This is a genomic window from Corallococcus exiguus (assembly GCF_009909105.1).
In the GTDB taxonomy this organism is placed as follows: Bacteria; Myxococcota; Myxococcia; order Myxococcales; family Myxococcaceae; genus Corallococcus; species Corallococcus exiguus.
Window position 1 is genome coordinate 432,778 of sequence record NZ_JAAAPK010000001.1, and the last position, 24,651, is coordinate 457,428.

Consider the following 24,651-nt stretch of genomic DNA (forward strand, 5'->3'; position numbering starts at 1 on the left):
TTTCCTCCACAGGCTGGCAGACAGGGAATACCCTGCCAGCCGTGGCGTTGAGGGCGCCGCCATCATGCTCAAGCGCTTCGTGGACGTCCGTGACGAGGAGGTAGGCGCGGTCCTCGGGGCGTTCGTCTACTTCTTCACGCTGATGTGCGGCTACGCCATCCTGCGGCCCATCCGCAACGAGATGGGCACCGCCGGGGACGTGAAGCACCTGCCCTGGCTCTTCACCGTCACCTTCGTCGTGATGCTGCTGGCGGTGCCGGCCTTCTCCGCGCTGGTGGCGCGCTACCCCCGGCGGGTGGTGGTGCCGCGCGTCTATCGCTTCTTCCTCCTCAACCTGCTGGTCTTCTTCGCGCTGCTCAAATGGGGCGTGGCGAAGGAGTCCGTGGCGCGCGCCTTCTACGTCTGGCTGAGCGTCTACAACCTGTTCGTCGTCTCCATCTTCTGGAGCTTCATGGCGGACGTGTTCGCCAGCGACCAGGGCAAGCGGCTCTTCGGCTTCATCGCCGCGGGTGGCACCACGGGGATGATTGTCGGCCCGTTCCTGGTGGGCAGACTTGCGGAGCCGGTGGGGCCGGTGAACCTCATCCTCGTGTCCGCGGTGATGCTGGAGGTGAGCGCGCAGTGCGTGCGCCGCCTGGGCCACTGGGCCAGGGACGTGCAGCACCAGCCCGCCACGCGCGAGGGGCCGGTGGGCGGCGGGATGCTCGCGGGCTTGAGGCTCCTGGTGACGTCGCCGTTCCTGCTCGCGCTGGGGATGCAGGTGCTGCTGTACGCGGCGACCTCCACGTTCCTGTACTACCAGGAGGTGCAGCTGGTCGCGTCCCTGGCGAAGGACGCGGCGTCGCGCACGGCGGCGTTCGCGGACATCGACTTCTGGGTGCAGGTGCTGACGCTGGCCATCCAGACGCTCGTCACCGGGCGGGTCATCTCGCGTCTGGGATTGGGCGTGGCCATGGCGGTGGCGCCGGTGCTCACGCTGGTGGGCTTTGGGGTGCTCGCGTTCGCGCCGGTGCTGACGGTGCTCATCGCCGTGAAGTCGCTGCGGGGCGCGAGTCATTACGCACTGGAGCGTCCGTCGCGCGAAATCCTGTTCACCACGGTGGACCGCGAGGCCCGCTACAAGTCCAAGAGCTTCATCGACACGGTGGTGTACCGCGGCAGTGACACGCTGAGCGCGTGGCTGCAGGGCGGGCTCACCGCGTTGGGGCTGGGCATGACGGGCCTGTCGCTGGCGGCCGTGCCCGTGGCCGCGCTGTGGCTCGCGGTGGCCCTGTACCTGGCGCGTCAGCAACGCACGCGCGCCGCTGAAACCCTTCCGCAGACAAGCCTTCCTGGAGGAACCACGGCATGAAGCTGACCCGAAGAGGCGTGATTCAAGCAGCGGCCGCGCTGGGCGCGGTCCAGGTGTTGGGCTGTGCGTCGTCCCCCAAGGCGGGCCCAGGCTCGGCGTCTGATGACAAGGACACCGCCCCGGGCAAGCCCCTGAACATCCTCATCCTGGGCGGCACCCGGTTCCTGGGCCCCGCGCTGGTGCAGGTGGCGCAGGCGCGCGGCCACACGCTCACGCTCTTCAACCGCGGCAAGACCAACCCGGGCCTGTTCCCGGACGTGGAGAAGCTCCAGGGCGACCGAGACCCCAACAAGGGCGAGGGCCTGAAGGCGCTGGCGGGCCGCAAGTGGGACGCGGTCATCGACACGTCCGGCTACGTGCCGCGCCTCGTGAAGGCGTCCGCGGAGCTGCTCGCGCCCAACGTGGAGCAGTACGTCTTCATCTCCAGCATCTCCGTCTACAAGGAGATGACGAAGAAGGACCTCAACGAGTCCGACGCCGTGAGCACCCTCGCGGACGAGACCACGGAGGAGGTGGGCGAGGAGAGCTACGGCCCGCTCAAGGCGCTCTGCGAGAAGGCCGCGGAGACGGCGCTGCCCGGCCGCACGCTCAACATCCGCCCCGGCCTCATCGTGGGGCCGGATGACGGCTCCGACCGCTTCACCTACTGGCCGCTGCGCGTGGCGAAGGGCGGCGAGGTGCTGGCCCCCGGCGACGGCGAGGACCCGGTGCAGGTCATCGACGCGCGCGACCTGGCCGCGTTCATCATCCGGAACGTGGAGCGCCGCAGCATGGGCATCTTCAACGTCACCGGCCCGGTCCAGCCCATGAAGATGAAGGGCATGCTGGAGACCCTGCGGGAGGCGACCGGGAGCGACGCGCGCTTCACCTGGGTGGACAGCGCGTTCCTGGATCAGCACAAGGTGACGGCCTTCGGGGACATGCCCGCGTGGGTGCCGCGCACCGGGCCGGAGAGCGGCGTCGGCGCGGTGAGCATCGCCAAGGCCACGCAGGCGGGGCTCGTCACCCGGTCGCTCGCGGACACCGTGCGCGACACGCTGACCTGGTTCCACACGCTGCCGGCGGACCGTCAGGAGAAGCTGCGCGCGGGCCTGCCCGCCGAGCGTGAGAAGGAAGTGCTCTCCGCCTGGCACCAGTCGAAGGGCACCGCCAAGGCGGGCTGATCCACCGCGTCCGGATTCCAGGTGCCTGGCCGTGGAGCGGCCGGGCATCCGTTCCCGGGCCGCCAGGCAGCCAAGGGATAGCGGATGCTGGCCGGGCGCGTCATGCGTCCGCACCTTGTCCGCCATGGAACGCGTTCGGGACAGCAGGCATCACGTGGTCATCGTGGGAGCGGGCTTCGGCGGGCTTCAGGCCGCGAGGGCCCTGGGCAAGGCGCGCAACGTGCGGGTGACGGTGGTGGACCGCTACAACCACCACCTCTTCCAGCCGCTGCTGTACCAGGTGGCGACGGCGGTGCTGAACCCGTCGGACATCTCCGCGCCCATCCGCACCGTGCTGCAATCGCGCAACACGGAGGTGCTGCTGGCGGATGCGAAGTCGGTGGACACGCACCGCAAGGTGCTCGTCGTGGAGGGCGGAGAGATTCCCTACGACTCGCTGGTGCTGGCCACGGGCGCGTCTCACTCGTACTTCAAGCACCCGGAGTGGGCGGAGGTGGCGCCCGGCCTGAAGACGCTGGAGGACGCGGTGCGCATCCGCGAGCGCGTGCTGGCGGCCTTCGAGGCCGCGGAGCGCGAGTCCGACCCGGTCCGCCAGCGTCAGTGGATGACCTTCGTCATCATCGGTGCGGGGCCCACGGGCGTGGAGCTGGCGGGGGCGCTCTCGTACATGACGCGGCATGCGATGCCGAAGGACTTCCGGCGCATCGACACGCGCGAGGCGAGAGTGGTGTTGCTGGAGGGCCTGCCACGCGTGCTGAACACCTATCCGGAGGAGCTGTCGGAGCGGGCGAAGCGCGACCTGGAGGAGCTGCACGTCGACGTGCGCACCGGGGCCATGGTGACGGACATCGACGCGGAGAGCGTCACGTTCGGGAACGAGCGCATCGCCACGCGCACGGTGTTGTGGGGGGCGGGCGTGGCGGCGTCGCCGCTGGTGCGTTCGCTGGAGGTGCCGCTGGACCGCGCGGGGCGGGTGCAGGTGACGCCGCTGCTCACGGCGCCGGGCTTGAATGACGTGTATGTGATTGGCGACGTGGCGGCGGTGGCGCAACGCGGCAAGCCGGTGCCGGGCATCGCGCCGGCGGCGATGCAGATGGGGCGGCACGTGGCGAAGACCATCCGCTGCCGCCTGGCGAACAAGCCGCTGCGCGCGTTCCGCTACCACGACAAGGGCAGCTTCGCGGTGATTGGCCGCGGCTACGCGGTGGGATTGCTCTTCGACAAGTGGCGCATGTCGGGGTTTCCCGCGTGGTGCGTCTGGGCGGGCGTGCACATCGCCTACCTCATCGGCTTCCGCAACCGCGCCTCCGTGATGCTGAACTGGGGCTACACCTTCTTCACCAAGGGCGGCCGGGACATGCGGCTCATCACCGGGAACGTGCTGAAGCGCATGCCCGCCCTGGCGGTGTCCCTCCAGGCGCCCGCCGTGTCTCCTGCGCCTCCCGCGCGTCCGGAGCTCCCGGCGTCGCGGCCCGCGCCGGTGCACTGAGGCAAGAAGACCTGGGACGTGGTGCGCAAGTCGCCCCGGTGCCTGCTGGCGCCGGGGCGATTTCCGTTTTGATCGGGGCCGTCCTTGCCTCCGGTCCGTCCTGCGAGGCCCCCTGGTGGGGAAGCGGGCGTGACGGAGCGGGACAGGGGGGCCCTGGCCATGTCAGCCTGCCGCGATAGGGATGGGTAGGGACGCGCACGGTGGGGGGCCCGACCCCGCGGGTGGGCGTTCAGGGGCGGGGAGGGGACAGGTCATGAGGTGGGATGAGATGGGCGAGTCGCCCGGATGGGACAGGTCGGTGGCGCGGGACGCGAGCGTGGACGGTGGGACGGCTCGCGGTGGGCGGGGCTCCGTCCTCGCGGTGGTGGCGGAGAAGCCCTCCGTGGCGCGCGACATCGCCCGGGTGCTCGGCGCCACCGAGCGCGGCGAGGGCTTCCTGCGCGGCAACGGCTACGTCGTGACGTGGGCCATTGGCCACCTGGTCGGCCTGGCCCAGCCCCATGAGATTCGCCCCGAGTGGAAGAAGTGGCACCGCTCGCAGCTGCCCATGCTGCCGGGGGACTGGCCGCTGGTGGTGTCATCCACCACGAAGGACCAGTTCGAGGTCGTCCGCCGCGTGATGAACGCGCCGGAGGTGTCCGCCGTGGTGTGCGCCACGGACGCCGGGCGCGAGGGCGAGCTCATCTTCCGGTACATCTACGACGCCGCCGCGTGCCGCAAGCCGGTGCGGCGGCTGTGGGTGTCGTCGCTCACCGAGCGCGCCATCCTCGATGGCTTCCAGCACCTCAAGGACGGCAAGGCCTACGCGCCGCTGGCCGCCGCCGCCATGGGGCGCAGCCGCGCGGACTGGCTCGTGGGCATGAACCTGTCGCGCCTCTACACGCTGGCGAGCGGGACCTACGGCAACATGCTGTCCGTAGGCCGCGTGCAGACGCCCACGCTGGCCATGGTGGTGGAGCGTGAGCTGGCCATCCGCGACTTCGTGCCCCGGGACTACCTGGAGGTCGTGGCCACCTTCTCGCCTCGCGGCAAGGGCGCGCCGGTGGGGGCTCGCTACCAGGGCACGTGGTTCCGCTCGGGGCCGGACGGCAAGCCGGTGATTCCGCCGGGCTACGACTCCGTGCGCGAGGCGCGCCGGCTGGACGCGGACGGCGTGGAGGCGGGCCGGGTCATCGACCGCGTGCGCAGCGGCAACGCGGTGGTGGAGTCGCTGGACGCGGAGACGAAGCGGATGCCTCCGCCGCTGCTCTACGACCTCACGGAGCTGCAGCGACACGCGAACCGGCTCTACGGCTTCAGTGCGCAGCGCACGTTGGAGGTCGCGCAGGCGCTCTATGAGAAGCACAAGCTCCTGAGCTACCCGCGCACCGGGAGCCGGCACCTGTCGGAGACGGTGGCGGACACGCTGCCAGAGGTGGTGCGTGCCATCGCCGCGCCCTACCAGGAGGACCTGGCGCCGGGCACGGGCGAGCGACCGCTGGGCAAGCGCTACGTGGATGACTCGAAGGTGACGGACCACCACGCCATCATCCCCACGCCCATGCCGGCGTCCGGCGTGCGGCTGTCTCCGGACGAGCAGCGCCTCTATGACCTGGTGTGCCGCCGGCTGCTCCAGGCGTGGCACGAGGACCACGTCTGGAAGGTGACCACGGTCATCACCGCGGTGACGTCGAAGGGGGACGCGGGGCCGGCGGTGGACCGCTTCCACAGCGCGGGCACGCAGGTGGAGAAGGTGGGCTGGAAGGTCCTGGATGTGGGGGGCGGGCAGAAGGCGCCGCGCCTCAAGTCGGAGGGCAAGAAGGGCGCGGACAAGGACAAGGAAGAGGAGCCGGACGACGAGCCGCAGGACCTGCCTTCGGGGCTCGCGCGCGGACAGGCGCAGACGGTGGAGGACGTGGAGGCGGTGAAGAAGCGCACGCGTCCGCCGCCGCGCTTCACGGAGGCGACGCTCCTGACGGCGATGGAGTCCGCAGGGCGCACGCTGGATGAGAAGGAGCTGGTGGACGCGATGCGCGACACGGGGCTGGGCACGCCCGCCACGCGCGCCGCGACCATCGAACTGCTGCTCGAGCGCGAGTACCTGACCCGCGAGGGCAAGCGCCTGGTGGCCACGGAGAAGGGCATCCAGCTCATTGGCGTGGTGCACCCGGACGTGAAGTCCCCCGTGATGACGGGGCAGTGGGAAGCGTGGCTCCAGCGCATCGAGCGCGGGCAGGGCGCGTTGGATTCGTTCATGAGCGGCATCGAGGCGTATGTGCGGGAGGTCGTGGGCCAGGCGCCCACGTCGCTGCCGCCCACGCCGGTGGCTGGTCCGGGGTCTCGGAACGAAGCCTCGGCCGCGAGCGGGCGCTTTGAATCCACCCGTCCCCATCCCGCGCAGGCCCCTGCCGAGGAGCTCTTCCGCACCCGTGAGGCCGTGACCGCCACCGTCCGGACCGCGGCCCGCGCCAACTCCGCGCGCAATGAGGTCGGTGCTGCGGATGCACGTCATGCAGCGGGAACCTCCGCCAGTGGTGGCTACGGCGGCGCGACCCACCTCGGTGACGCACGTCACGCGGGGGCATCCACCCACGGTGCCTCGCAGTTCGCGGCGGGCGCTCCGGCTCACGGTTTCCACGGCGGATCCGACGTCCACGCGGGAGCCACCGGGAGCACCCCTCCGGCCGCGTTTCCGCGCGTGCAGGAGCGCCCTCCCACGATTCCCTCCGCGGAGGTGCGCACCGCCTTCGTGCAGGCCTCCTCCGAGGGCTTCGGCCGGGCCAAACGTCAGCCTCAAGCCGTGAACATGGGCAGCACCCGGCCGGAGCGCGTTCACCGCGCTCCCACGCCTCCGGACAAGCTGCGTGGACTCCTCAAGGAGGCCTTCGGCTTCAACGACTTCCGCCCGTACCAGGAAGAGGTCTGCCGCGCGGCCACGTCCGGCGAGGACCTGCTGTTGGTGATGCCCACGGGCGCGGGCAAGTCGCTCTGCTACCAGCTGCCGGGCCTGGCTCGCGCGGGCACCACCCTGGTCGTCAGCCCGCTCATCGCGCTGATGGAGGACCAGGTGCTGCGGCTCCAGTCGCTGGGCTTCGCCGCGGACCGCATCCACTCCGGCCGCGACCGGGCCACCTCCCGGCAGGTCTGCGCCGAGTACCTCGAAGGTCGCCTGGACTTCCTCTTCATCGCCCCGGAGCGCCTGGGCGTCCCCGGCTTCGTGGAGCTGCTGGCCCGCCGCACGCCCTCGCTCATCGCCATCGACGAGGCGCACTGCATCTCGCAGTGGGGTCACGACTTCCGTCCGGATTACCGGCTGCTGGGCTCGCGCCTGCCGCTCCTGCGTCCCGCTCCCGTGGTGGCGCTCACCGCCACCGCCACGCCGGACGTGCAGAAGGACATCGTCCAGCAACTGGGCCTGCGCGGCTCACGCGGCGGCGCCGCGCACACCTTCATCCACGGCTTCCGCCGCACCAACATCGCCATCGAGGTGCGTGAGCTCAACCCGGGCGCCCGCGGCGACGCCATCCTGTCCCTGCTCAAGAACCCGGAGCACCGGCCCGCCATCGTCTACGCGTCCACGCGCAAGCACGCGGAGCAGTACGCGGACCTGCTCGCGCACGACTTCCACTCCGCGCCGTACCACGCGGGCCTCCAGCCGTCCGAGCGCGACCGCATCCAGGCCGCGTTCCTCAAGGGACACCTGGAGGTCATCGTCGCCACGACGGCGTTCGGCATGGGCATCGACAAGGCGGACGTGCGCACCGTCATCCACGCGGCGCTGCCGGCCAGCCTGGAGGGCTACTACCAGGAGCTGGGACGCGCGGGCCGTGACGGCAAGAACTCGCGCGCGGTGCTGCTCCACGCCTTCGTGGACCGGCGCACCCACGAGTTCTTCCACCGCCGCGACTACCCGGACTCCTCCGTCCTGGAACGCATCTACCAGGCCACCTCCAACGAGTTCGAGCCCAAGGCCTCCATCCAGGCCCGCGTGCGCGGCGACCCGGAAATCTTCGACAAGGCCCTGGAACAGCTGTGGATCCACGGCGGCGTGGAGATGACTCCGGACGAGGACGTGCGGCGCGGCCGCGCGGGCTGGGCCGTGGCGTACATCGCGCAGCGCGAGCGCAAGCAGCTCCACCTGGAACAGATGGGCCGGTACGCGGAGGCGCATGACTGCCGCATGCGCCACCTGGTCGCGCACTTCGGCGACGTGCAGGACTCCGGCGCCGCCTGCGGCCTGTGCGACGTCTGCGCCCCCGAGTCCTGCGAGGTGGTCCGCTTCGAGGAGCCCTCCGCTCTGGAGGCCCACGCGCTGGGCCGCATCCTGGAGGCCCTCCACGCCCGCGACGGCCAGGCCACCGGACGGCTCCACCGGGAGCTCTTCGGAGAACAGCTCCACCGCCGAGATTTCGAGCGGCTGGTGGGCGGACTGGTGCGCTCGGGGCTGGTGCGCCTGGACTCGGACTCCTTCGACAAGGACGGCCAGGTCATCCTCTTCCAGCGGCTGTCCCTCACGGACACCGGCCGCCGCGCCCGTGTCATCGCCCCCGGACAGGTGGTGCTGCCCCAGGCGCGCGAGGTGCCCTCCAAGAAGCGCAAGGGCCGCACGGCCACTGGCGGCACGAAGCGCACTCCCCGCAAGCGCGCCGCCTCCACCGCGGCGGCCTCGCCCCGGGCACGCGGCAAGGGCCGCCGGGGCGCCTCGGAGGCCTGGGCCCCGCGCGGCGCCTCCCATGACGCGGACTTCAGCCAGGAGTCCTTCCCCGCGGATGCCCCTCCGGCCCGCGGCTGGAAGGCGCGCGCCACGCCGGATGCGTCGCCTGGGCCCCGGGCCTCCTGGAACGCGTCCCGCAACGCGCCGCCGGACTTCGAAGTGCCCCCGGCGTCCCCCGCCCTGGTGGCGACCCTCAAGGAGTGGCGCCTCACCGAGGCCCGCAAGCGCAAGGTGCCCGCCTTCCGCATCCTCACCGACCGCGTGCTGGACGCCATCGCCAGCGCCCGGCCCTCCAACGGTGCGGAGCTGATGTCCATCCACGGCGTGGGCCCCACCCTCGCGGAGCGCTACGGTCCGCAGATCCTCTCGCTCGTGTCCCGCCGACGCTGACGGCAGGCGCGGATCCGCGTGTCCGCCGGTGGACAGGGGCTCGTGGATCCGCCCCTCCAGGGCAGCGTCGTGCCCCGAAATGGGAGGCCGGAGGCCAGTGTGGATCCGCCGCGGGGCGTGCCGTCCGCCGCGAACCGCCTGACAAGGGAAAGCCCTTTCCTGGGCCGCAGGCGCGGAGGGCTACCAGCCAGGCGTGAAGCTTGTTTCCCAAGCTTGTAGGCAAAAGTCCGGGTGCCACCTTCTCGTCCACACGCGCATTGGGAGCGGCGTGAGGGGTTCAAGGGGGCGCGCATGGAGCTGGGTTTCGAGACGATTGGCAACGCCACACTCATCTGTCACGACAACGGGCCGGTGCTGGTGACGGACCCGTGGACGGACGGAGACGCGTACTTCGGCAGCTGGACGCTGTCCCACGAGATTCCCGAAGAGCAGCGCCAGTCCATCCTGGACTGCCCCTACGTGTGGCTGTCGCACGGCCACCCGGACCACCTGAGCATGGCCTCGCTGGAGAAGCTGCGCGAGCGCACGCTGCTCCTCCCCAACCACGTGGGCGGCCGCATCCGCGACGACCTGCGCGAGGCGGGCTTCAAGGTCCAGGTGCTCCAGGACCGTGAATGGACGCGCCTGTCCCCGCGCATCCGCGTGCTGTGCATCCCGGACGTGAACCAGGACGCGGTGCTGCTGGTGGAGGTGGGCGGCCGGCTCATCGTCAACCTCAACGACTCCGGTGACCGCGGCCAGGGCCGCTTCGTGCGCCGGGTCATCAAGGAGTACAGCGAGACGTACCTGCTGGCCCTGTCCGGCTACGGCGACGCGGACATGATGAACTTCTTCACCGAGGACGGGCGGCGCATCCTCCCGTACGCGGCGGCGAAGACGCCCGTGGGACAAACCATCGCGCGCATGGCGGAGACGTACGGCGCCCGCTACTTCGTCCCCTTCAGCTCCATGCACAAGTACCAGCGCTCCGACAGCGTCTGGTGCTCCGAGTACACCACCACGCTGCCGGACTACGCGCGGGGCTTCGCCTCCAACTCCTGCGAGATGCTCCCGGCCTTCCTGCGCCACGACTTCACCAACGACTCCTCCGTCTCCATCAACCCGAAGGAGCGCGCCATCAAGCCGGTGGACTCCAGGGAGTTCGGTGACGACTGGAGCGAGCGCCTGGAAGCGGACGAGGTGAAAGAGCTGGAGCAGTACTTCCGCGCCGTCGAGCACCTGGGCACGGTGATGGACTTCCTGCGCTTCCGCGTGGGCGGCCAGGAGCACGTCATCGAGTTCAACAAGCGCCGCTTCCACAAGGGCATCACCTTCGAGGCGCCCCGCAACTCGCTGATGACCGCCGTGAAGTACCAGGTGTTCGACGACCTGCTCATCGGCAACTTCATGAAGACCACCGTGCACGGCGGCTTCGGCAAGGGCAGCCTCTACCCGGACTTCAGCCCCTTCGTGGCCAAGTACGCGGACAACGGCAAGGCCCGCACGGAGGCCGAGCTGCGCAACTACTTCAACGAGTACCGGAGCCGAGACATGGTGGGCTACCTGCGCCACCAGCTGGATGCCCACTGCGTGCGCCCCCTCCAGATTCAGTCCGCGGAGCTCCTGCGCGCCCTGCTGCCCCCAGGCTCCAACACCTTCCGCATGGCCAAGGAGACCTACTGGAAGATGCGCCGCGCCATCCTCTAGGGATTCCCTGGAAACCCCCTGGCAGGCCTGACCGGAATCAGGACACCTTGCTGTCTCTTTCTCAGACAGCAAGAGGTTGCCCTGAAAATCATAGTCTTTCAGGGGACTTGGGTTTGTAAACGTCACGTGAAGTGACGGTTGACGTGGGGAGGGCTGGAGCGGGGGCGCTCCAGCTATCCCCGCGTTTCCTGTTTTTCTCCTGGGGAGCGCCGTTGGCCCGACAGTTGCTCAATGGCCCGGCGCGCGGCGGATGGCGCCTGGCGGGAAGGCCAGGTGGTGGCCGCGCATCCCTCGAAGCACACAGGAAGAGTTCCCATGCTCAAGTTCCGCTCTGTTGCGATGCTGGCCGGCGTCTCGCTGATGCTCGGTGCGTGCGGTGGTCCCGAGTCCGCGCAGGAGTCCGAGGTCAAGCCCACGTGGGAGGAGTTCAAGGCCCAGGCGTACCGTGAGCCGTGGGAGGGCGGAAAGTACATCGTCAACGGTGACGAGGCGCTGGAGTCCGAGGAGGAGCTGCAGGCCTACTTCCACAACATCGTCGAGCAGCAGCTGGGCAAGTCGCAGGACGGCCTGGCCGTGTACTACATCGGCGGCGACATCAAGTGGAACGCCACCCAGAAGCTGAACCTCACCTACTGCATCAGCAACAACTTCGGCACGAACAAGTCGAAGATGGTGACGGCGATGGCGAACGCGACGGCGGCCTGGCAGGCCACGGCGAACGTGAAGTTCGTCTACCTGTCTCAGTACGACGCTTCCTGCACCGCGTCCCAGTCGGGCGTGCTGTTCGACATCCGTCCGGTGTCGGGCCAGTCCTACGTGGCGCGCGCGTTCTTCCCGAACTCCGCCCGCTCCGGCCGCAACGTGCTGGTGGACAGCAGCGCGTTCGGCAACCTGTCGCCCTGGACGCTGACGGGCATCCTGCGCCACGAGCTGGGCCACACGCTGGGCTTCCGCCACGAGCACACCCGCTCCACGGCGAGCGGCTGCTACGAGGACAGCCAGTGGCGCGCGCTGACCTCCACCTACGACCGCTCCTCCGTCATGCACTACCCGCAGTGCAACGGCACCCAGACGGGCGACCTCGTGCTGACGACCCTGGACAAGCAGGGCGCCCGCGCGCTGTACCCGTGATTCAAGCGTCACGCTTGTGAGGGGGCAGGGGCCGGTGGGAGCGTCTTCGCGACGCGCCCGTCGGCCTCGTGCCGTTTCGGGCGCTAGAAGCGGGCGGAGGCCTCATCGGCCTCGGTGGCGCGCTCGAAGAAGACGAGCGTCTTGCCGCCGCGCTCGCCAATCTCCAGGCACTCCAGCGCGCCCGACTCTCCGTCCAGCTCCGCGTAGAGGTGGTCCGGTTCGAGGATGCGGTGGGTGATGCGCCCGTCCTCGCGGCCCACGATGATCTGCACCGCGCCCGCGTCGCTTCCCTTCCGCTCCAGGGAGATGTCCACCAGGGGCAGGCGGTCGGCGAGGGGTTGGTCGCCGGTCTCCGCGTCGATGGACTCCACGCGCACCCACTGGGTGGCGTCCTGCCTGCTGATGCCGGCGAGGTAGCTCTCCCACTGCTCCCGGGGAATTTCCTGGTTGATGTGTGCCATGGGTCCGCCTCCGCGCGGCTGTCGTGTGCCTCAACCGTAAGGCGTCTGACTCGCGGGTGAAGGACGGGCCCGGCTGAACGACGCTCCGGGGGCCCCGCGGACCGGGCCCCGGCGCGTTGGCTGCTCCCGCCTTCAGCCGCGCACGGCGTGCACGGCGTCGTCCTTCAACACCAGGCGCACGGTGGCGGCCTTGCCATGGCCGAAGTGCTCGTAGGCGGCCTGCTCCAGCACGGGGGCCAGGGTGGTGCGCAGACCGCGAGCGCCTGTTTCACGCTTGAGGGCGCGGGCGACAATCCACTCGCGCACGGCGGGGTCCACGGTGAGCTCCAGGCCCTCGTGGGCGAACTCGCGCTCCCAGGTGCGCAGCACATTGTTCTGGAGGATGTCCCCCAGCGTGGCCGCGTCCAGCGGGTTGAAGGACACCAGCCGGTTGAAGCGGCCAATCAGCTCCGGGATGAAGCCGTAGCGGGAGAACGCGGTGGTGTTCTCCAGGTGCTCTTCCGTGATGCGCGTGGCGATGGACTCCAGGTCCTTCTGGCCGCCCTTGCCGGGCTCGCGGCCGAAGCCCACGCGCTCCACGTGGTTCATGGTCGCCGCCGTGCCCCGGAAGCCGCTGAAGGCACCGCAGGCGATGAAGGTGATGCAGCCCATGTCCAGGGATTCGGAGCGGATCCGGCTGGTGAAGCCGAAGTCCGGCGGGAAGGTTGCCTGCGCCGCGGAGAGCAGGTGCAGCAGGCTGCGCTGCACGCCAAAGCCGCTCACGTCCTTGGTGGTCTGCTGGCCGGAGAAGCGGCTGTCGGAGCGGCTGGTGGCGAGCTTGTCGAACTCGTCCATGCAGATGACGCCGCAGGCGGCCCACGACGCGTCGCGCTCCGCGGCTTCGTAGAGGCGGGACAGCAGGGTGCTGACGTCGTCACCCACGTAGCCCGTTTCGGAGAACTGGGTGGCGTCCGCGAGCACGGTGGGCACGCCCAGAATCTCCCGGAACATCAGCTCCACGAGGAACGTCTTGCCGGAGCCGGTGGGGCCCAGGAAGAGGGCGTTCTCGCGGGTGCCGGGCTCGGGCTCCAGTCCCTCCAGGTACAGCCGGCGGATGCGGCGCAGGTGGCGGTAGGCGAGCACGGAGGCGGCGCGGCGGGCCTCGGGCTGGCCCCGGTAACCCAGGTCGCCCAGGCGCGCGTCGATTTCCTGGGGCGACAGCACCTCCAGCGCGGCCACGCGCTCCTGGATGGGCGGGCCTTCGGGGAAGGCGGAGGGTTCGACGCCGGAACGGGGAGACATCGCGGTGGACTCCAGGAGTGGCGGGCTCGGCGGCGCCCATCATCCGGGACGTGCCCGGGCGCCACAAGCCATCCTCCCTGTACGGAGGGTGTGCGCTCCTCCGTCCGCCGGTCCGCACTCGTGGGCCCGGAGAGGTCGGCCCGTGAACAGCGGTGGGCCTTGAGGGCGAGGGGTGCTCCCCGGGCCCGCGTTCGCGCATTAACAGGGACGCGACATGGCTCAATCGATTGAAGCACGGTCGCAGGCGCCCCGGCTGGGTGCGTGGGTGGAGGGTACCTCGGTGCGCTGGCGCGTCTGGGCGCCCGGCCACAAGGGCGTGGACGTCGTCCTCTACGACGCGGAGGAGCGCGTCCTGCGCAAGGTGCCGCTCACCGCCGAGGCGGACGGCTGCTTCGGCGGCGCGCTGCCAGACCTGGCCGAGGGCGCGCGCTACAAGCTCAGCGTGGACGGCGGAGACCCCTTCCCCGACCCGTGGTCCCGCTCGCAGCCGAAGGGCGTGCACGGCCCGTCGGAGGTGGTGGGCTCCGACCACGGCTGGACGGACTCGCACTGGAAGGGGCCGGATCCGCGGGCCCTGGTCATCTACGAAGTGCACGTGGGCACCGCCACGCCGGAGGGCACCTTCGAGGCGTTCATTCCGAAGCTCGCCCACCTGCGCGAGCTGGGCGTCAACACGCTGGAGCTGCTGCCGGTGGCCAGCTTCCCGGGGGCCCGCAACTGGGGCTACGACGGCGTGGACCTCTTCGCGCCGCAGGCCACGTACGGAGGGCCGAAGGGGCTGCGCAAGCTCATCGACGCGGCGCACGCGCACGGGCTCGCGGTGCTCATCGACGCCGTCTACAACCACTTCGGACCGGACGGGAACTACCTGCGCGCGTACTCGCCGCACTACTTCACCGGCAAGCACCACACGCCCTGGGGCGACGCGGTGAACTACGACAGCGAGGGCAGCCGCTTCGTGCGCTCGCTGGTGCTCTCCAACGTGGAGATGTGGATCCGCGACTACCACGCGGACGGCCTGCGCCTGGACGCCGCGCACGCCCTGGTGGATGAAGGCCAGCCGCACCTGCTCACCGAAATCACCGAGCGCGCCCACGCCTCCGCCTCCGGCCGCCGCGTGGTCGTCATCGCCGAGGACGAGCGCAACGAGCGCAAGCTCGTCACGCCCGCGTCCGAAGGCGGCTACGGCCTGGACGGTGTCTGGGCGGATGACCTGCACCACCAGCTGCGGCGCGCCTTCGCGGGCGACCACGAGGGCTACTACCAGGACTACACGGGCAGCGCGGAGGACCTGGCCGCGACGCTGCGGCAGGGCTGGTTCTACACGGGCCAGAAGTCGAAGAACCTGGGCCACGCGCGCGGCACGGACCCGAAGGGACTGGGGCCGTGGCACTTCGTCCACTGCATCCAGAACCATGATCAGGTGGGCAACCGGCCCTTCGGCAACCGCCTGTCGGAGGACGTGTCCCCGGCCGCCTACCGCGCCATGAGCACGCTGCTCCTGATGTCGCCCTTCACGCCGCTGCTCTTCATGGGCCAGGAGTGGAACGCGCGCACGCCGTTCCTCTACTTCACGGACCACAACGCGGAGCTGGGCAAGCTCGTGACGGAGGGGCGCCGCAAGGAGTTCGCCGGCTTCTCGCGCTTCAAGGGCGAGCAGGTGCCGGACCCGCAGGACCGCGACACCTTCACCCGCTCCACGCTGGACTGGGGCGAGCTGGACGGGGCGGAGGCCGCGGGCGTGCACACGCTCTACAAGGAGTTCTTGCGCCTGCGCGCCACGGAGCCCGTGCTCACCAGCCGTCAGGGCACGCACGACGCCCGCGCGCTGGGACAGGACGCGTTCGTGCTGGAGCGCCGCGCTGACGGGGACACGTTCCTCATCTTCGTGAACCTGCGGGGCTCGCTGGTGCACACGCTGCCCACGCACGCGAGCGCGGGCATCGTCGCGTGGAGTGAGAACCCGCGCTACGGCGGCACCGTGGAGGCGTCTCCGCTCACCGGCAACGTCGTGCGCCTGGAAGGCCCCTCCGCGGCGGTGGTGAGGCTGCGCGAGTAGCCCGCACGCAAAGACAGACACGGTTTCACGCGCGGCCCGTCTCCCGGAAGCAGGGGGGCGGGCCGCCGCTTCTTCCCTCCGTGAAACAGGCAACGACAAGGAATGCCCTCGGAGCCAGGCCGGTACTCGGCCGCCAGGAGGAAGCACCTTGTCTCAATCTCATCCATCACCGTGGAAGCGGCACCTCACCACCACGAGCGCGCTCCTGCTGCTCGGGTCCGCGGCACCGGCGCTCGCCGCGTCGGGCTTCACCGCCGTCACCGCCAGTGGGAATGACGGCAACCCGCCGTCCGCCACCGTCGACGGCAACCTCACCACGCGCTGGTCCAGCGACGGCGTGGGGCAGTGGCTCCGGGGCGACCTGGGCAGCGTGAAGTCGCTGTCCGCGGTGGACATCGCCTGGCACCGGGGCAACGAGCGGACCAACACGTTCGTCCTCGCCACGTCCACGGACGGCACCACCTGGTCCACGGCCGTGTCCACGACGTCGTCCGGCGCCACCGCGAACTTCGAGCGCTACAGCTTCACCGCGCGCAACGCCCGCTACGTGCGCGTCACCGTCAATGGCAACTCCGTCAACACCTGGGCCAGCATCGCGGAGTGGGCCGCCATCACCAGCGCCGCCACGCCCACGGCGGGCCAGGACCGCTTCGGCGTCACCATGCTCTACCCCTCGAAGTCCGGGGGCGAGGCGTGGACGCTGGCGGACAACGCGCTGGCGGACGCGCGCTTCGACCCGCAGGACACCATCACCCGCAACAGCGACGGCTCCTGGAAGATGAGGGACAAGCAGGTGCGGATGAGCGTCTTCACGTCCACGGGCTACGACGACCGGAAGATTCCCACCTACGACCGGGACGTGCTGGCGAGCCGCGGCTACATGCAGGCGCCGAACGACTGGAAGAACATCGAGATGACCGGCTTCGTGAAGGTCAACGCCGTGGCCGACGTGAAGGACAACTTCGCGTGGTACGCGCGCGGCGGGAAGCACAACGACAAGTACTCCGGCTGCGAGGGCAGCAGCTACAAGGCGGGCCTGCACTATGACGGCCGCGCCCGCTGGGAGAAGGAGACCTGGCATGTCTCCTACGAGCAGACGCCCTACGTCACCGCCACCTCGGCGCTCAAGGGCCGCTGGGTGGGCTTCAAGGCCGTCATGCGCAACGTCACCGTCAGCGGCCAGACGGCGGTGAAGCTGGAGCTGTACGTCAACGAGAACGCGGACAAGGTGACGTGGAAGAAGGCCTACGACACCACGGACGCCGGCAGGTGGGGCGGCGACGCCCAGCACTGCGGCGGCGCCGTGCCCGCCGCGCCCATTACCTGGGGTGGCCCCATCGCGGTGTTCCGCTGGGACAACGCGACGGACGTGGACTTCAAGTGGCTGAGCGTCCGCGAAATCCAGCCCTGAACCCCGCGTGAAGTTGGACCCGCACGCGGCCTGACGCAGGACGGCAGGCCGCGTGTCGGGCGGGCGGGGAGGTTCAGAACGGGGGCCTCCGCCACTCGGGAGGCGGGGCTTTCCATCGACAGGGGGCGCCGGTGTGGGCAGCATGGCGCCGCCATGAACGTCGACCAAGCCCTCGCCTCGTCCGAGCGCATCTGGGAGCAGGAAATCGTCCCGGCGCTGGAGCGCTACATCCGCATCCCCAACAAGTCGCCTGCCTTCGACCCGGACTGGGTGAAGTCCGGCCACATGGAGCAGGCCGTCCAGCTCATCGCGGACTGGTGCCGCGCGCAGGCCACGCACCTGCCGGGCCTGACGGTGGAGGTGGTGCGGCTGAAGACGGCGGACGGCAAGGACCGCACGCCGGTCATCTACATGGAGGTGCCGGGCACGCGCGGTGACGACACCGTGCTGCTGTACGGACACCTGGACAAGCAGCCGGAGATGACCGGCTGGCGTGACGGCCTGACGCCGTGGACCCCCGTGCGCGAGGGCGACAAGCTCTACGGACGCGGCGGCGCGGATGACGGCTACTCCGCGTTCGCGTCGCTGTCCGCGCTGCGGCTGCTCAAGGAGCAGGGCGTGCCGCACGCGCGCTGCGCCATCGTCATCGAGGCGTGCGAGGAGAGCGGCAGCTACGACCTGCCCGCGTACATCGAGGCGCTGGCGCCGCGCATCGGCAAGCCGTCGCTGGTGGTGTGCCTGGACTCGGGCTGCGCGAACTATGAGCAGCTGTGGATGACCACCAGTCTGCGCGGAATGATCGCCGGCAACCTGCGCGTGGACATCCTCACGGAGGGCGTGCACTCCGGTGACGCGACGGGCGTGGTGGCGTCTTCCATGCGCATCATGCGGATGCTGCTGTCGCGCGTGGAGGACGAGGCCACGGGCCACATCAAGGTGCAGGCCCTGCACACGGAGATTCCGGAGGGCCGGCGCCAGCAGGCGAAGGCCGCGGCCCAGACGATGGGCGACGAGCTGTTCTCGAAGTTCCCCTGGGTGGAGGGCGCGAACCCGGTGACGACGGACGGCGAGGAGCTGGTGCTCAACCGCACCTGGCGTCCGGCGCTGGCGCTGACGGGCGTGGAGGGCGTGCCGGGCCTGGCGAGCGCGGGCAACGTGCTGCGCCCCTTCACGACGTGGAAGCTGTCCATGCGCATCCCGCCGCGCGTGGACCCGAAGGCGGCCGCGAAGGCGCTGAAGGAGACGCTGGAGAAGGATCCGCCGTACGGCGCGAAGGTGTCGTTCGACGGGGACAAGGCGTCGGTGGGCTGGGACGCGCCGCCGCTGGCCAGCTGGCTGTCGAACGCGGTGGAGAACGCGTCCAAGACGTGCTTCGGCAAGCCCGCGATGGCGATGGGCGAGGGTGGCACCATCCCGTTCATGGGCATGCTGGGTGAGCGCTTCCCGGAGGCGCAGTTCCTCATCACGGGCCTGCTGGGGCCGGGCAGCAACGCGCACGGGCCCAATGAGTTCCTGCACATCCCCACGGGCAAGAAGCTGACCGCCGCGGTGGCGAGCGTCGTCGCGGACCACTTCAAGCGGTAGTGCCTCACCGGAAGGACGGGGCCGCATGCGCCCCGTCCTTCTCCCAGCCTGGCCTTCCGGAGCGCCCCATGCCCAGCAAGCCCCGCCGCACCGGCCACGTCCGTTCGCAGCCCCTCATCGCGGTGCGCGACGTGGAGGCGAGCAGCCGGTGGTACCAGGAGGTGCTCGGCTGTGAGAGCGGGCACGGCGGGCCCGAGTACGAGATGCTGCTGAACAACGGCGAGCTCGTGCTCCAGCTCCACGCGTGGGACCTGGATGAGCACGCGAACCTGATGGGGCCTGACTCGGCGCCGCGAGGCCACGGCGTGCTGCTGTGGTTCGAGACCACGGATTTCGACGCGTGCGTGGACGCGGCTCGGGCGCTGAAGGTGGAGTGGGTGGAAGAGCCGCACGTGAACCCGAACTCGCGCCGCTGGGAGTTCTGGACGAAGGACCCGGACGGCTACGTCGTCGTCGTGGCAGCGGAGTCGCGAGCGAAGCGCTCCTGACGCGCCTCACCCGGGCAGTGCATGTCCGCCGGACCGGCGGCACGAAGAGGCGCCTCAGCGCCCCGTCTTGATGCCCAGCGACGACGTGGACGGCGGCTTCTTCGGCGGGGTCGACGGCCGTGCCGCCCGCTTCTGGAGCGCCACCGCCACCCCGGGCGCGTCCGCCGCGGACATGTGCCGCGTCACCGGCTCGTAGCCGTTGAGCGCGAGCGTCACCGCCACCGACGGCTCCCCGGGCACCAGCGGCAGCGCCACCGGCGTGATGCCGCGCTCCTCGCCCGCGATCTGCACCGTGGCGCCGGGAGGCTCGCTCGTCACCATCAGGCGCACCGGCTGGGGCGCGGTGTTCTCCGGCGGCGTGGTGCGCGTGGGCGTCTCCGGCGTGCGGCCCTGCACCTCATCCGGGGGCCGCGTGGCAACGACCGGGGGCGGCGTCACCGTCTCGGAGTTGCCGCGCACCAGCACCACCGCCGCGCCGCCCACCACCAGCGCCACACCGCCCACCACGAGGGGCAGCCAGGCGCGCCGCTTCGGAGCCTCCGGCGGCATCAGGGCCGCGGTGTTCCGCGTCTTCTCCGGCTCCACGCGCGTGGGCGGACGGGACGGCGGCCCCACCAGCTTCGACGCGCGCGACGCGGCCTGTCCTCGCGCACCCGACGTGGGCATCCCGTCCCGCGACGAGTTGGACTGCGCGTCCAGGTCCACGTCCTCGGCCAGCTGATCCAACTTCGCCGGGTCCGCTTCCGTGGTGATGCGGTCCGCGTACAGCTCCCGCAGGTACGCGGCCAGGTGCGCGCTGCTGGACGGCAGCCGCAGGTTGAGCGTCCAGTCCTCCAACGCCAGGCGGAACGCGGCGCAGTCCGCGTAGCGGCCCTCCGGCGTGGGCGCCAGGGCCTTGAGGACGATCTCGTCCAGGCCCGGCGGCAGCTTGGGGTTGAGCTGCGACGGCGGAGGCACCTGGCAGTCACGCACCAGCCGCAGCGTCATCAGGTCCGTGTCGCCCTTGAAGAGGCGCTTGCCGGTGAGCAGCTCCCACATCACGACACCGAGCGCGAACTGGTCGCTCCGGCCATCCACCGCCATCCCGTTGGCCTGTTCCGGCGACATGTACGGGTACTTGCCCTTGAGCACGCCCGTCGCCGTCTGCTGACCGCTGGTGGCCGCCTTCGCCACGCCGAAGTCGATGACCTTCACGCCGCCGTCGAACCCGACGAGCACGTTCTGCGGAGACACGTCGCGGTGCACCAGCATCAGCGGCTGGCCGTGCCCGTCCCGCGCACCGTGTGCGTAGGACAGCCCCGCCGCCGCGTCCGCGATGATGCGCACCACCAGGCCCACCGGCAGCGGGCGCTCCTGCTTGCGCGCGAAGCGATCCAACCGGCGCACGTCCTCGCCCTGCACGTACTCCATGGCCAGGCAGTGCCGGCCCTCAATCTCCGAGAGGTCGAGGATGGTGATGAGGTTCGGGTGTGACAGGCGCGCCACCAGCCGCGCCTCGTCCAGGAACATCTCCAGGAACTCTTCGTCCTCGGCGAGGTGGGGAAGGATGAGCTTGAGGACGACCAGTCGCTCGAACCCTGTCCCGTGCTCCCGGGCGAGGAACACCTGTCCCATTCCGCCCGACGCGATTTTTCGAAGCAGCTCGTATTTCCCGAAGACCACTGCCATGGGTGTCCGGGAGGATACCGCGCTTTCTCACCGGGCGGGAAACAGCCGTTCTCCAAAATGACCGGGGTTCTGTCCAGCAGGGAGGGGCCCGCCTTCCTACCCGTTGAGGAGGCAGGCGGGCTACTGACGCCTAGGCCTTCATCTTGTAGCCGGAGCGCAGCACCGCGTACGTGACGCCCGTCGCGACCGCCGCGGTGAGGGCGAGGATGGCCCCACCCACGAGCGGCGAGAACAGGCTGCTGCCGAGCATGCCGTAGCGCAGCCCCTCCACCATGTAGACCATGGGGTTGAAGAGGCTGATGTGGTTCCACGGCGAGGGCAGCTCGCGCACCGAGTAGAAGACGCCGCCCAGGAACGTGAGCGGCAGCATCACGAAGGTCGGGAAGAAGTTGATCTGCTCGAACTTCTCCGCCCACACGGCGGCCAGCATGCCCAGCACGCTGAACACGTAGCTGGACAGCATGAGGAAGTAGAGCGTCGCCAGCGGGTGCTCCAGGCTGAAGCCGGAGAACACCGCCGCGACAATCCACGTGAGCAGGCCCACCACCAGGCCGCGCACCATGGCGCCACCGATGAAGCCCACCATCAATTCACCGGGCCCCAGCGGTGCCACCAGCAGGTCCACCACCGTGCCCTGAATCTTGGTGATGAACAGCGACGAGGAGCTGTTGAGGAACGCGTTGTTCGCGATGCCCAGGAACACGAGGCCCGGCACGATGAAGTGCAGGTACGGCTGGCCTTCCACCTCGTGGATGCGGCCGGAAATCGAGTAGCCGAAGACGATGAAGTACAGCGTGGTGCTGATGAGGGGCGACAGGATGGTCTGGCCCGGCACGCGCATGAAGCGCCGGACCTCCTTCGCGAACAGCGTCTGCATCCCGAGGACGTTCATGGGGTGTTTTTCGAAGGAGCGGGGGTTCAGGCGGCCTGCGAGGGGCGGCCACGGAGGATTTCGATGAGCACGTCTTCCAGGCGCGACCGCCGCGTCTCCACTTCCGAGATGGGCAGCCCATCCGCGTAGAGCGAGCGGAGCAACTCACCGGAGGGCGCGCAGTTGTCGCGCTCCACATAGGTGAGCGTGCGGCCGTCGGTGGACAGGCTCGCGGCGAAGCGCGCGCCCGCGGCGGGCATGGCGGCCTGCGGTTCGGCGAAGGTGACGACCAGGCGCTTCTCTCCGAAGCGGCGCAGGAGCGAGGACTTGTCCTCGGTCATGAGGAGGCGGCCCTCGTTGATGATGCCCACGCGGTCCGCCAGCTCCTCGGCCTCTTCCAGGTAGTGCGTGGTGAGGACGATGGTGGTGCCTTCGCTGGCGATCTTCTTCACGTACGTCCACAGGTCGCGGCGCAGCTCCACGTCCACGCCCGCGGTGGGCTCGTCCAGGAACACGAGCTTGGGCTTGTGGACCAGGGCCTTGGCGATGAGCAGCCGGCGCTTCATGCCGCCGGACAGGGCGCGCGTGAGGGAGTCCTTCTTGGCCTGGAGGTTCAAGGCGGTGAGGACCTCGTCGATGCGCGCGTCGTCGCGGGGCTGGCCGTAGTAGCCCTGCTGGATGCGCAGGGACTCCGCGACGGAGAAGAACGGGTCGAAGTTGATCTCCTGCGGGACCAGGCCGACCTGGTAGCGGGGCCCGTTGGGGTCCACGTCCAGGTCCTTGCCGAAGACCTTCATGGTGCCAGCGGACTTCCTCACCAGGCCGCACACACTGCCGATGAGGGTCGTCTTTCCGGCGCCGTTGGGGCCCAGAAGGGCGAAGATTTCACCGGGGCGGATGGTGAGGTCCACGGCGTGAAGGGCAGTGAACTTTCCGTAGGCCTTGGAGAGGCCCTTGAGCTCCAGGGCGGGGGGCGTCGGCTCTGACATGGGGCGCTTCCTCTAACACCTTCGAATTGGGTTCGCTGGTCAGCGAGCAGGCGTTTTCGCTCCTGGACGCGTGACGCGCCCCGTCCAACCGGACACTGCGCTGACGCAGGCGCCTTGAGCCGGATGGGGCTCCCTGCTATCCGCTGGCCCCGCTCACCGTTTCGGCGAATCCCAGGAGGCCTTCCGCCATGGCCCAGAATTTCATCTTCACGATGCAAGACCTGCGCAAGGTCAAGAACGGCAAGGACATCCTCAAGGGCATCTACCTGTCATTCTTCCCGGGCGCGAAGATTGGCGTGATTGGTCCCAACGGCTCCGGCAAGTCCACGCTCCTGCGCATCATGGCGGGGGTGGACACGGAGTTCTTCGGCATCGCGAAGCCGGACCCCACGGTGAAGGTGGGCTACCTGGCGCAGGAGCCGCAGCTCGACACGAAGCTGGACGTGAAGGGGAACGTGGAGCTGGGTCTGAAGGAGATCCGCCAGGCGTTGGACCGCTTCAATGAGGTGAGTGCGAAGTTCGCGGAGCCCATGGACGACGCGCAGATGGAGAAGCTGCTCGCCGAGCAGGCGAAGCTGCAGGACCTCATCGACGCGACGAACGGCTGGGAGCTGGACCGCACGCTGGAGATGGCGATGGACGCCCTGCGGCTGCCGCCGGGCGACGCGGACGTGACGAAGCTGTCCGGCGGTGAGAAGCGCCGCGTGGCGCTCTGCCGCATCTTGCTGGAGAAGCCGGACCTGCTGCTGTTGGACGAGCCCACCAACCACCTGGACGCGGAGAGCGTGGCGTGGCTGGAGCAGGCGCTGAAGGCATACACGGGGACCATCGTGTGCATCACTCACGACCGGTACTTCCTGGACAACGTGGCGGAATGGATCCTGGAGCTGGACCGCGGCGAGGGGGTGCCCTGGAAGGGGAACTACTCCAGCTGGCTGGACCAGAAGCAGAAGCGGTTGGAGTTGGAGGAGAAGTCGGAGAGCCACCGTCAGAAGACGCTCAAGCGCGAGCTGGAGTGGGTGCGGGCGTCTCCGAAGGCGCGTCAGGCGAAGAGCAAGGCGCGCATCGCCGCGTACGAGGAGCTGTTCAACCAGTCGCAGCAGAAGCGGGACGTGACGGGCGAGGTGATGATTCCGCCGGGTCCGCCGCTGGGTGGGTTGGTGGTGGAGGCGAAGGGGCTGCGCAAGGCGTACGGCGACCGGCTGCTCATCGACGAGCTGAACTTCAAGCTGCCGCCGGGCGGCATCGTGGGCGTGATTGGCCCGAACGGCGCGGGCAAGACGACGCTGTTCCGGATGATGACGGGCACGGAGAAGCCGGACGCGGGCGAGCTGCGGATTGGCGAGTCGGTGGTGATGGCCTACGTGGACCAGAGCCGCGACTCGCTGGACGGTGAGCAGTCGGTGTTCCAGGAGGTGAGCGGGGGGTTGGACCTCATCGACCTGGGCAAGGCGGGCACGGTGCCAAGCCGCGCGTACCTGTCGGGCTTCGCGTTCAAGGGCACGGATCAGCAGAAGCGGGTGAAGGACCTGTCCGGCGGCGAGCGCAACCGGCTGCACCTGGCGAAGATGCTCAAAGCCGGCGGCAACCTGCTGCTGTTGGACGAGCCCACGAACGACCTGGACGTGGAGACGCTGCGAAGCCTGGAGGACGCGCTCTTGAGCTTCGCGGGCTGCGCGGTGGTCATCAGCCACGACCGCTGGTTCCTGGACCGCATCGTCACGCACATCCTGGCGTTCGAAGGCGACAGCAAGGCCTTCTTCTTCGAGGGCAACTTCGAGGACTACGAAGCGGACAAGAAGAAGCGCCTGGGCCCGGACGCGCTGGAGCCGCACCGGATCCGGTACCGCCCGCTGACGAAGGGCTGAGACTGCGGTGTGCTGTGCTCCGCCCTGTGAGTGATTCCGGGGCGGAGGTGTCGTCGGGAGGAGGGTGC

Annotated in this window: 16 protein-coding genes; 11 read left to right on the plus strand and 5 right to left on the minus strand. The window is 69.7% G+C overall.

Translation table 11 applies throughout. The annotated features are described in order from the left end of the window. The first annotated feature begins 64 nt into the window (after positions 1-64). From GTZ93_RS01760 to GTZ93_RS01785, 6 genes are all read left to right on the plus strand, one after another. Positions 65-1,351 carry an NTP/NDP exchange transporter gene (locus GTZ93_RS01760; protein ID WP_120576181.1) on the plus strand — a complete coding sequence of 429 codons (1,287 nt, stop codon included), beginning with the start codon at positions 65-67 and terminating at the stop codon, positions 1,349-1,351. Then, on the plus strand, positions 1,348-2,514 hold the full coding sequence (locus GTZ93_RS01765; RefSeq protein ID WP_139916684.1) for an NAD-dependent epimerase/dehydratase family protein: 1,167 nt from the start codon (positions 1,348-1,350) through the stop codon (positions 2,512-2,514). Before GTZ93_RS01760 ends, GTZ93_RS01765 begins: the two co-directional genes overlap by 4 nt. Positions 2,515-2,668: 154 nt before the next feature. Further along, positions 2,669-4,003 (plus strand): NAD(P)/FAD-dependent oxidoreductase, encoded by a 1,335-nt coding sequence (locus GTZ93_RS01770; protein ID WP_139916692.1) that lies wholly within the window; start codon positions 2,669-2,671, stop codon positions 4,001-4,003. A 253-nt stretch (positions 4,004-4,256) separates the two neighbouring features. Then, complete coding sequence (locus tag GTZ93_RS01775; protein WP_180946027.1) at positions 4,257-9,086, plus strand: DNA topoisomerase 3; 4,830 nt, start codon at positions 4,257-4,259, stop codon at positions 9,084-9,086. Between the two features lie 291 nt (positions 9,087-9,377). Then, the gene (locus GTZ93_RS01780; RefSeq protein ID WP_139916415.1) at positions 9,378-10,772 is read left to right on the plus strand and encodes an MBL fold metallo-hydrolase; all 1,395 of its coding nucleotides are present in this window, start codon (positions 9,378-9,380) and stop codon (positions 10,770-10,772) included. A gap of 315 nt (positions 10,773-11,087) precedes the next feature. Further along, positions 11,088-11,903, plus strand: a complete 816-nt coding sequence (locus tag GTZ93_RS01785) for a matrixin family metalloprotease (protein ID WP_121755659.1) — start codon at positions 11,088-11,090, stop codon at positions 11,901-11,903. Positions 11,904-11,986: 83 nt separating this feature from the next. Here GTZ93_RS01785 and GTZ93_RS01790 read toward each other — a convergent pair whose 3' ends face one another. Together GTZ93_RS01790 and GTZ93_RS01795 are read right to left on the minus strand one after the other, a co-directional pair. After that, complete coding sequence (locus GTZ93_RS01790; protein WP_120576269.1) at positions 11,987-12,364, minus strand: DUF5335 family protein; 378 nt, start codon at positions 12,362-12,364, stop codon at positions 11,987-11,989. 132 nt (positions 12,365-12,496) lie between these two features. After that, entirely contained in the window at positions 12,497-13,645 is a 1,149-nt protein-coding gene (locus tag GTZ93_RS01795) for an AAA family ATPase (protein ID WP_120576268.1), read from the minus strand. 214 nt (positions 13,646-13,859) lie between these two features. Here GTZ93_RS01795 and treZ point away from each other — a divergent pair, with 214 nt between their 5' ends. From treZ to GTZ93_RS01815, 4 genes are all read left to right on the plus strand, one after another. Further along, on the plus strand, positions 13,860-15,704 hold the full coding sequence (treZ, locus tag GTZ93_RS01800) for a malto-oligosyltrehalose trehalohydrolase (RefSeq protein ID WP_139916417.1): 1,845 nt from the start codon (positions 13,860-13,862) through the stop codon (positions 15,702-15,704). A 148-nt stretch (positions 15,705-15,852) separates the two neighbouring features. After that, positions 15,853-17,115, plus strand: coding sequence for a discoidin domain-containing protein (locus GTZ93_RS01805; RefSeq protein WP_139916419.1), 1,263 nt, complete (start codon positions 15,853-15,855; stop codon positions 17,113-17,115). Between the two features lie 153 nt (positions 17,116-17,268). Beyond that, positions 17,269-18,699, plus strand: a complete 1,431-nt coding sequence (locus GTZ93_RS01810) for a M20 family metallopeptidase (protein WP_139916421.1) — start codon at positions 17,269-17,271, stop codon at positions 18,697-18,699. Between the two features lie 68 nt (positions 18,700-18,767). Further along, positions 18,768-19,187 carry a VOC family protein gene (locus GTZ93_RS01815; protein WP_139916423.1) on the plus strand — a complete coding sequence of 140 codons (420 nt, stop codon included), beginning with the start codon at positions 18,768-18,770 and terminating at the stop codon, positions 19,185-19,187. Positions 19,188-19,241: 54 nt separating this feature from the next. Here GTZ93_RS01815 and GTZ93_RS01820 read toward each other — a convergent pair whose 3' ends face one another. The 3 genes from GTZ93_RS01820 to GTZ93_RS01830 form a co-directional block, all read right to left on the minus strand. Next, on the minus strand, positions 19,242-20,855 hold the full coding sequence (locus GTZ93_RS01820) for a serine/threonine protein kinase (RefSeq protein WP_139916425.1): 1,614 nt from the start codon (positions 20,853-20,855) through the stop codon (positions 19,242-19,244). 130 nt (positions 20,856-20,985) lie between these two features. Further along, complete coding sequence (locus GTZ93_RS01825; RefSeq protein ID WP_120596984.1) at positions 20,986-21,747, minus strand: ABC transporter permease; 762 nt, start codon at positions 21,745-21,747, stop codon at positions 20,986-20,988. 26 nt (positions 21,748-21,773) lie between these two features. Next, positions 21,774-22,715 carry an ABC transporter ATP-binding protein gene (locus GTZ93_RS01830; RefSeq protein WP_120596985.1) on the minus strand — a complete coding sequence of 314 codons (942 nt, stop codon included), beginning with the start codon at positions 22,713-22,715 and terminating at the stop codon, positions 21,774-21,776. Between the two features lie 188 nt (positions 22,716-22,903). Here GTZ93_RS01830 and ettA point away from each other — a divergent pair, with 188 nt between their 5' ends. Next, a complete protein-coding gene (gene ettA / locus GTZ93_RS01835; RefSeq protein ID WP_139916428.1) occupies positions 22,904-24,583 on the plus strand; it encodes an energy-dependent translational throttle protein EttA in 1,680 nt (559 codons plus the stop codon). The last annotated feature ends 68 nt before the right edge of the window (positions 24,584-24,651 follow it).

Excerpts from the sequence above, each read along its gene's own strand:
- GTZ93_RS01760 (WP_120576181.1), top strand. The coding sequence starts at position 65 with ATGCTCAAGCGCTTCGTGGACGTCCGTGACGAGGAGGTAGGCGCGGTC.
- GTZ93_RS01830 (WP_120596985.1), bottom strand. The coding sequence starts at position 22,715 with ATGTCAGAGCCGACGCCCCCCGCCCTGGAGCTCAAGGGCCTCTCCAAG.
- ettA (WP_139916428.1), top strand. The coding sequence starts at position 22,904 with ATGGCCCAGAATTTCATCTTCACGATGCAAGACCTGCGCAAGGTCAAG.
- GTZ93_RS01825 (WP_120596984.1), bottom strand. The coding sequence starts at position 21,747 with ATGAACGTCCTCGGGATGCAGACGCTGTTCGCGAAGGAGGTCCGGCGC.
- GTZ93_RS01820 (WP_139916425.1), bottom strand. The coding sequence starts at position 20,855 with ATGGCAGTGGTCTTCGGGAAATACGAGCTGCTTCGAAAAATCGCGTCG.
- GTZ93_RS01780 (WP_139916415.1), top strand. The coding sequence starts at position 9,378 with ATGGAGCTGGGTTTCGAGACGATTGGCAACGCCACACTCATCTGTCAC.
- GTZ93_RS01815 (WP_139916423.1), top strand. The coding sequence starts at position 18,768 with ATGCCCAGCAAGCCCCGCCGCACCGGCCACGTCCGTTCGCAGCCCCTC.
- treZ (WP_139916417.1), top strand. The coding sequence starts at position 13,860 with ATGGCTCAATCGATTGAAGCACGGTCGCAGGCGCCCCGGCTGGGTGCG.
- GTZ93_RS01810 (WP_139916421.1), top strand. The coding sequence starts at position 17,269 with ATGAACGTCGACCAAGCCCTCGCCTCGTCCGAGCGCATCTGGGAGCAG.
- GTZ93_RS01775 (WP_180946027.1), top strand. The coding sequence starts at position 4,257 with ATGAGGTGGGATGAGATGGGCGAGTCGCCCGGATGGGACAGGTCGGTG.
- GTZ93_RS01790 (WP_120576269.1), bottom strand. The coding sequence starts at position 12,364 with ATGGCACACATCAACCAGGAAATTCCCCGGGAGCAGTGGGAGAGCTAC.
- GTZ93_RS01785 (WP_121755659.1), top strand. The coding sequence starts at position 11,088 with ATGCTCAAGTTCCGCTCTGTTGCGATGCTGGCCGGCGTCTCGCTGATG.
- GTZ93_RS01765 (WP_139916684.1), top strand. The coding sequence starts at position 1,348 with ATGAAGCTGACCCGAAGAGGCGTGATTCAAGCAGCGGCCGCGCTGGGC.
- GTZ93_RS01795 (WP_120576268.1), bottom strand. The coding sequence starts at position 13,645 with ATGTCTCCCCGTTCCGGCGTCGAACCCTCCGCCTTCCCCGAAGGCCCG.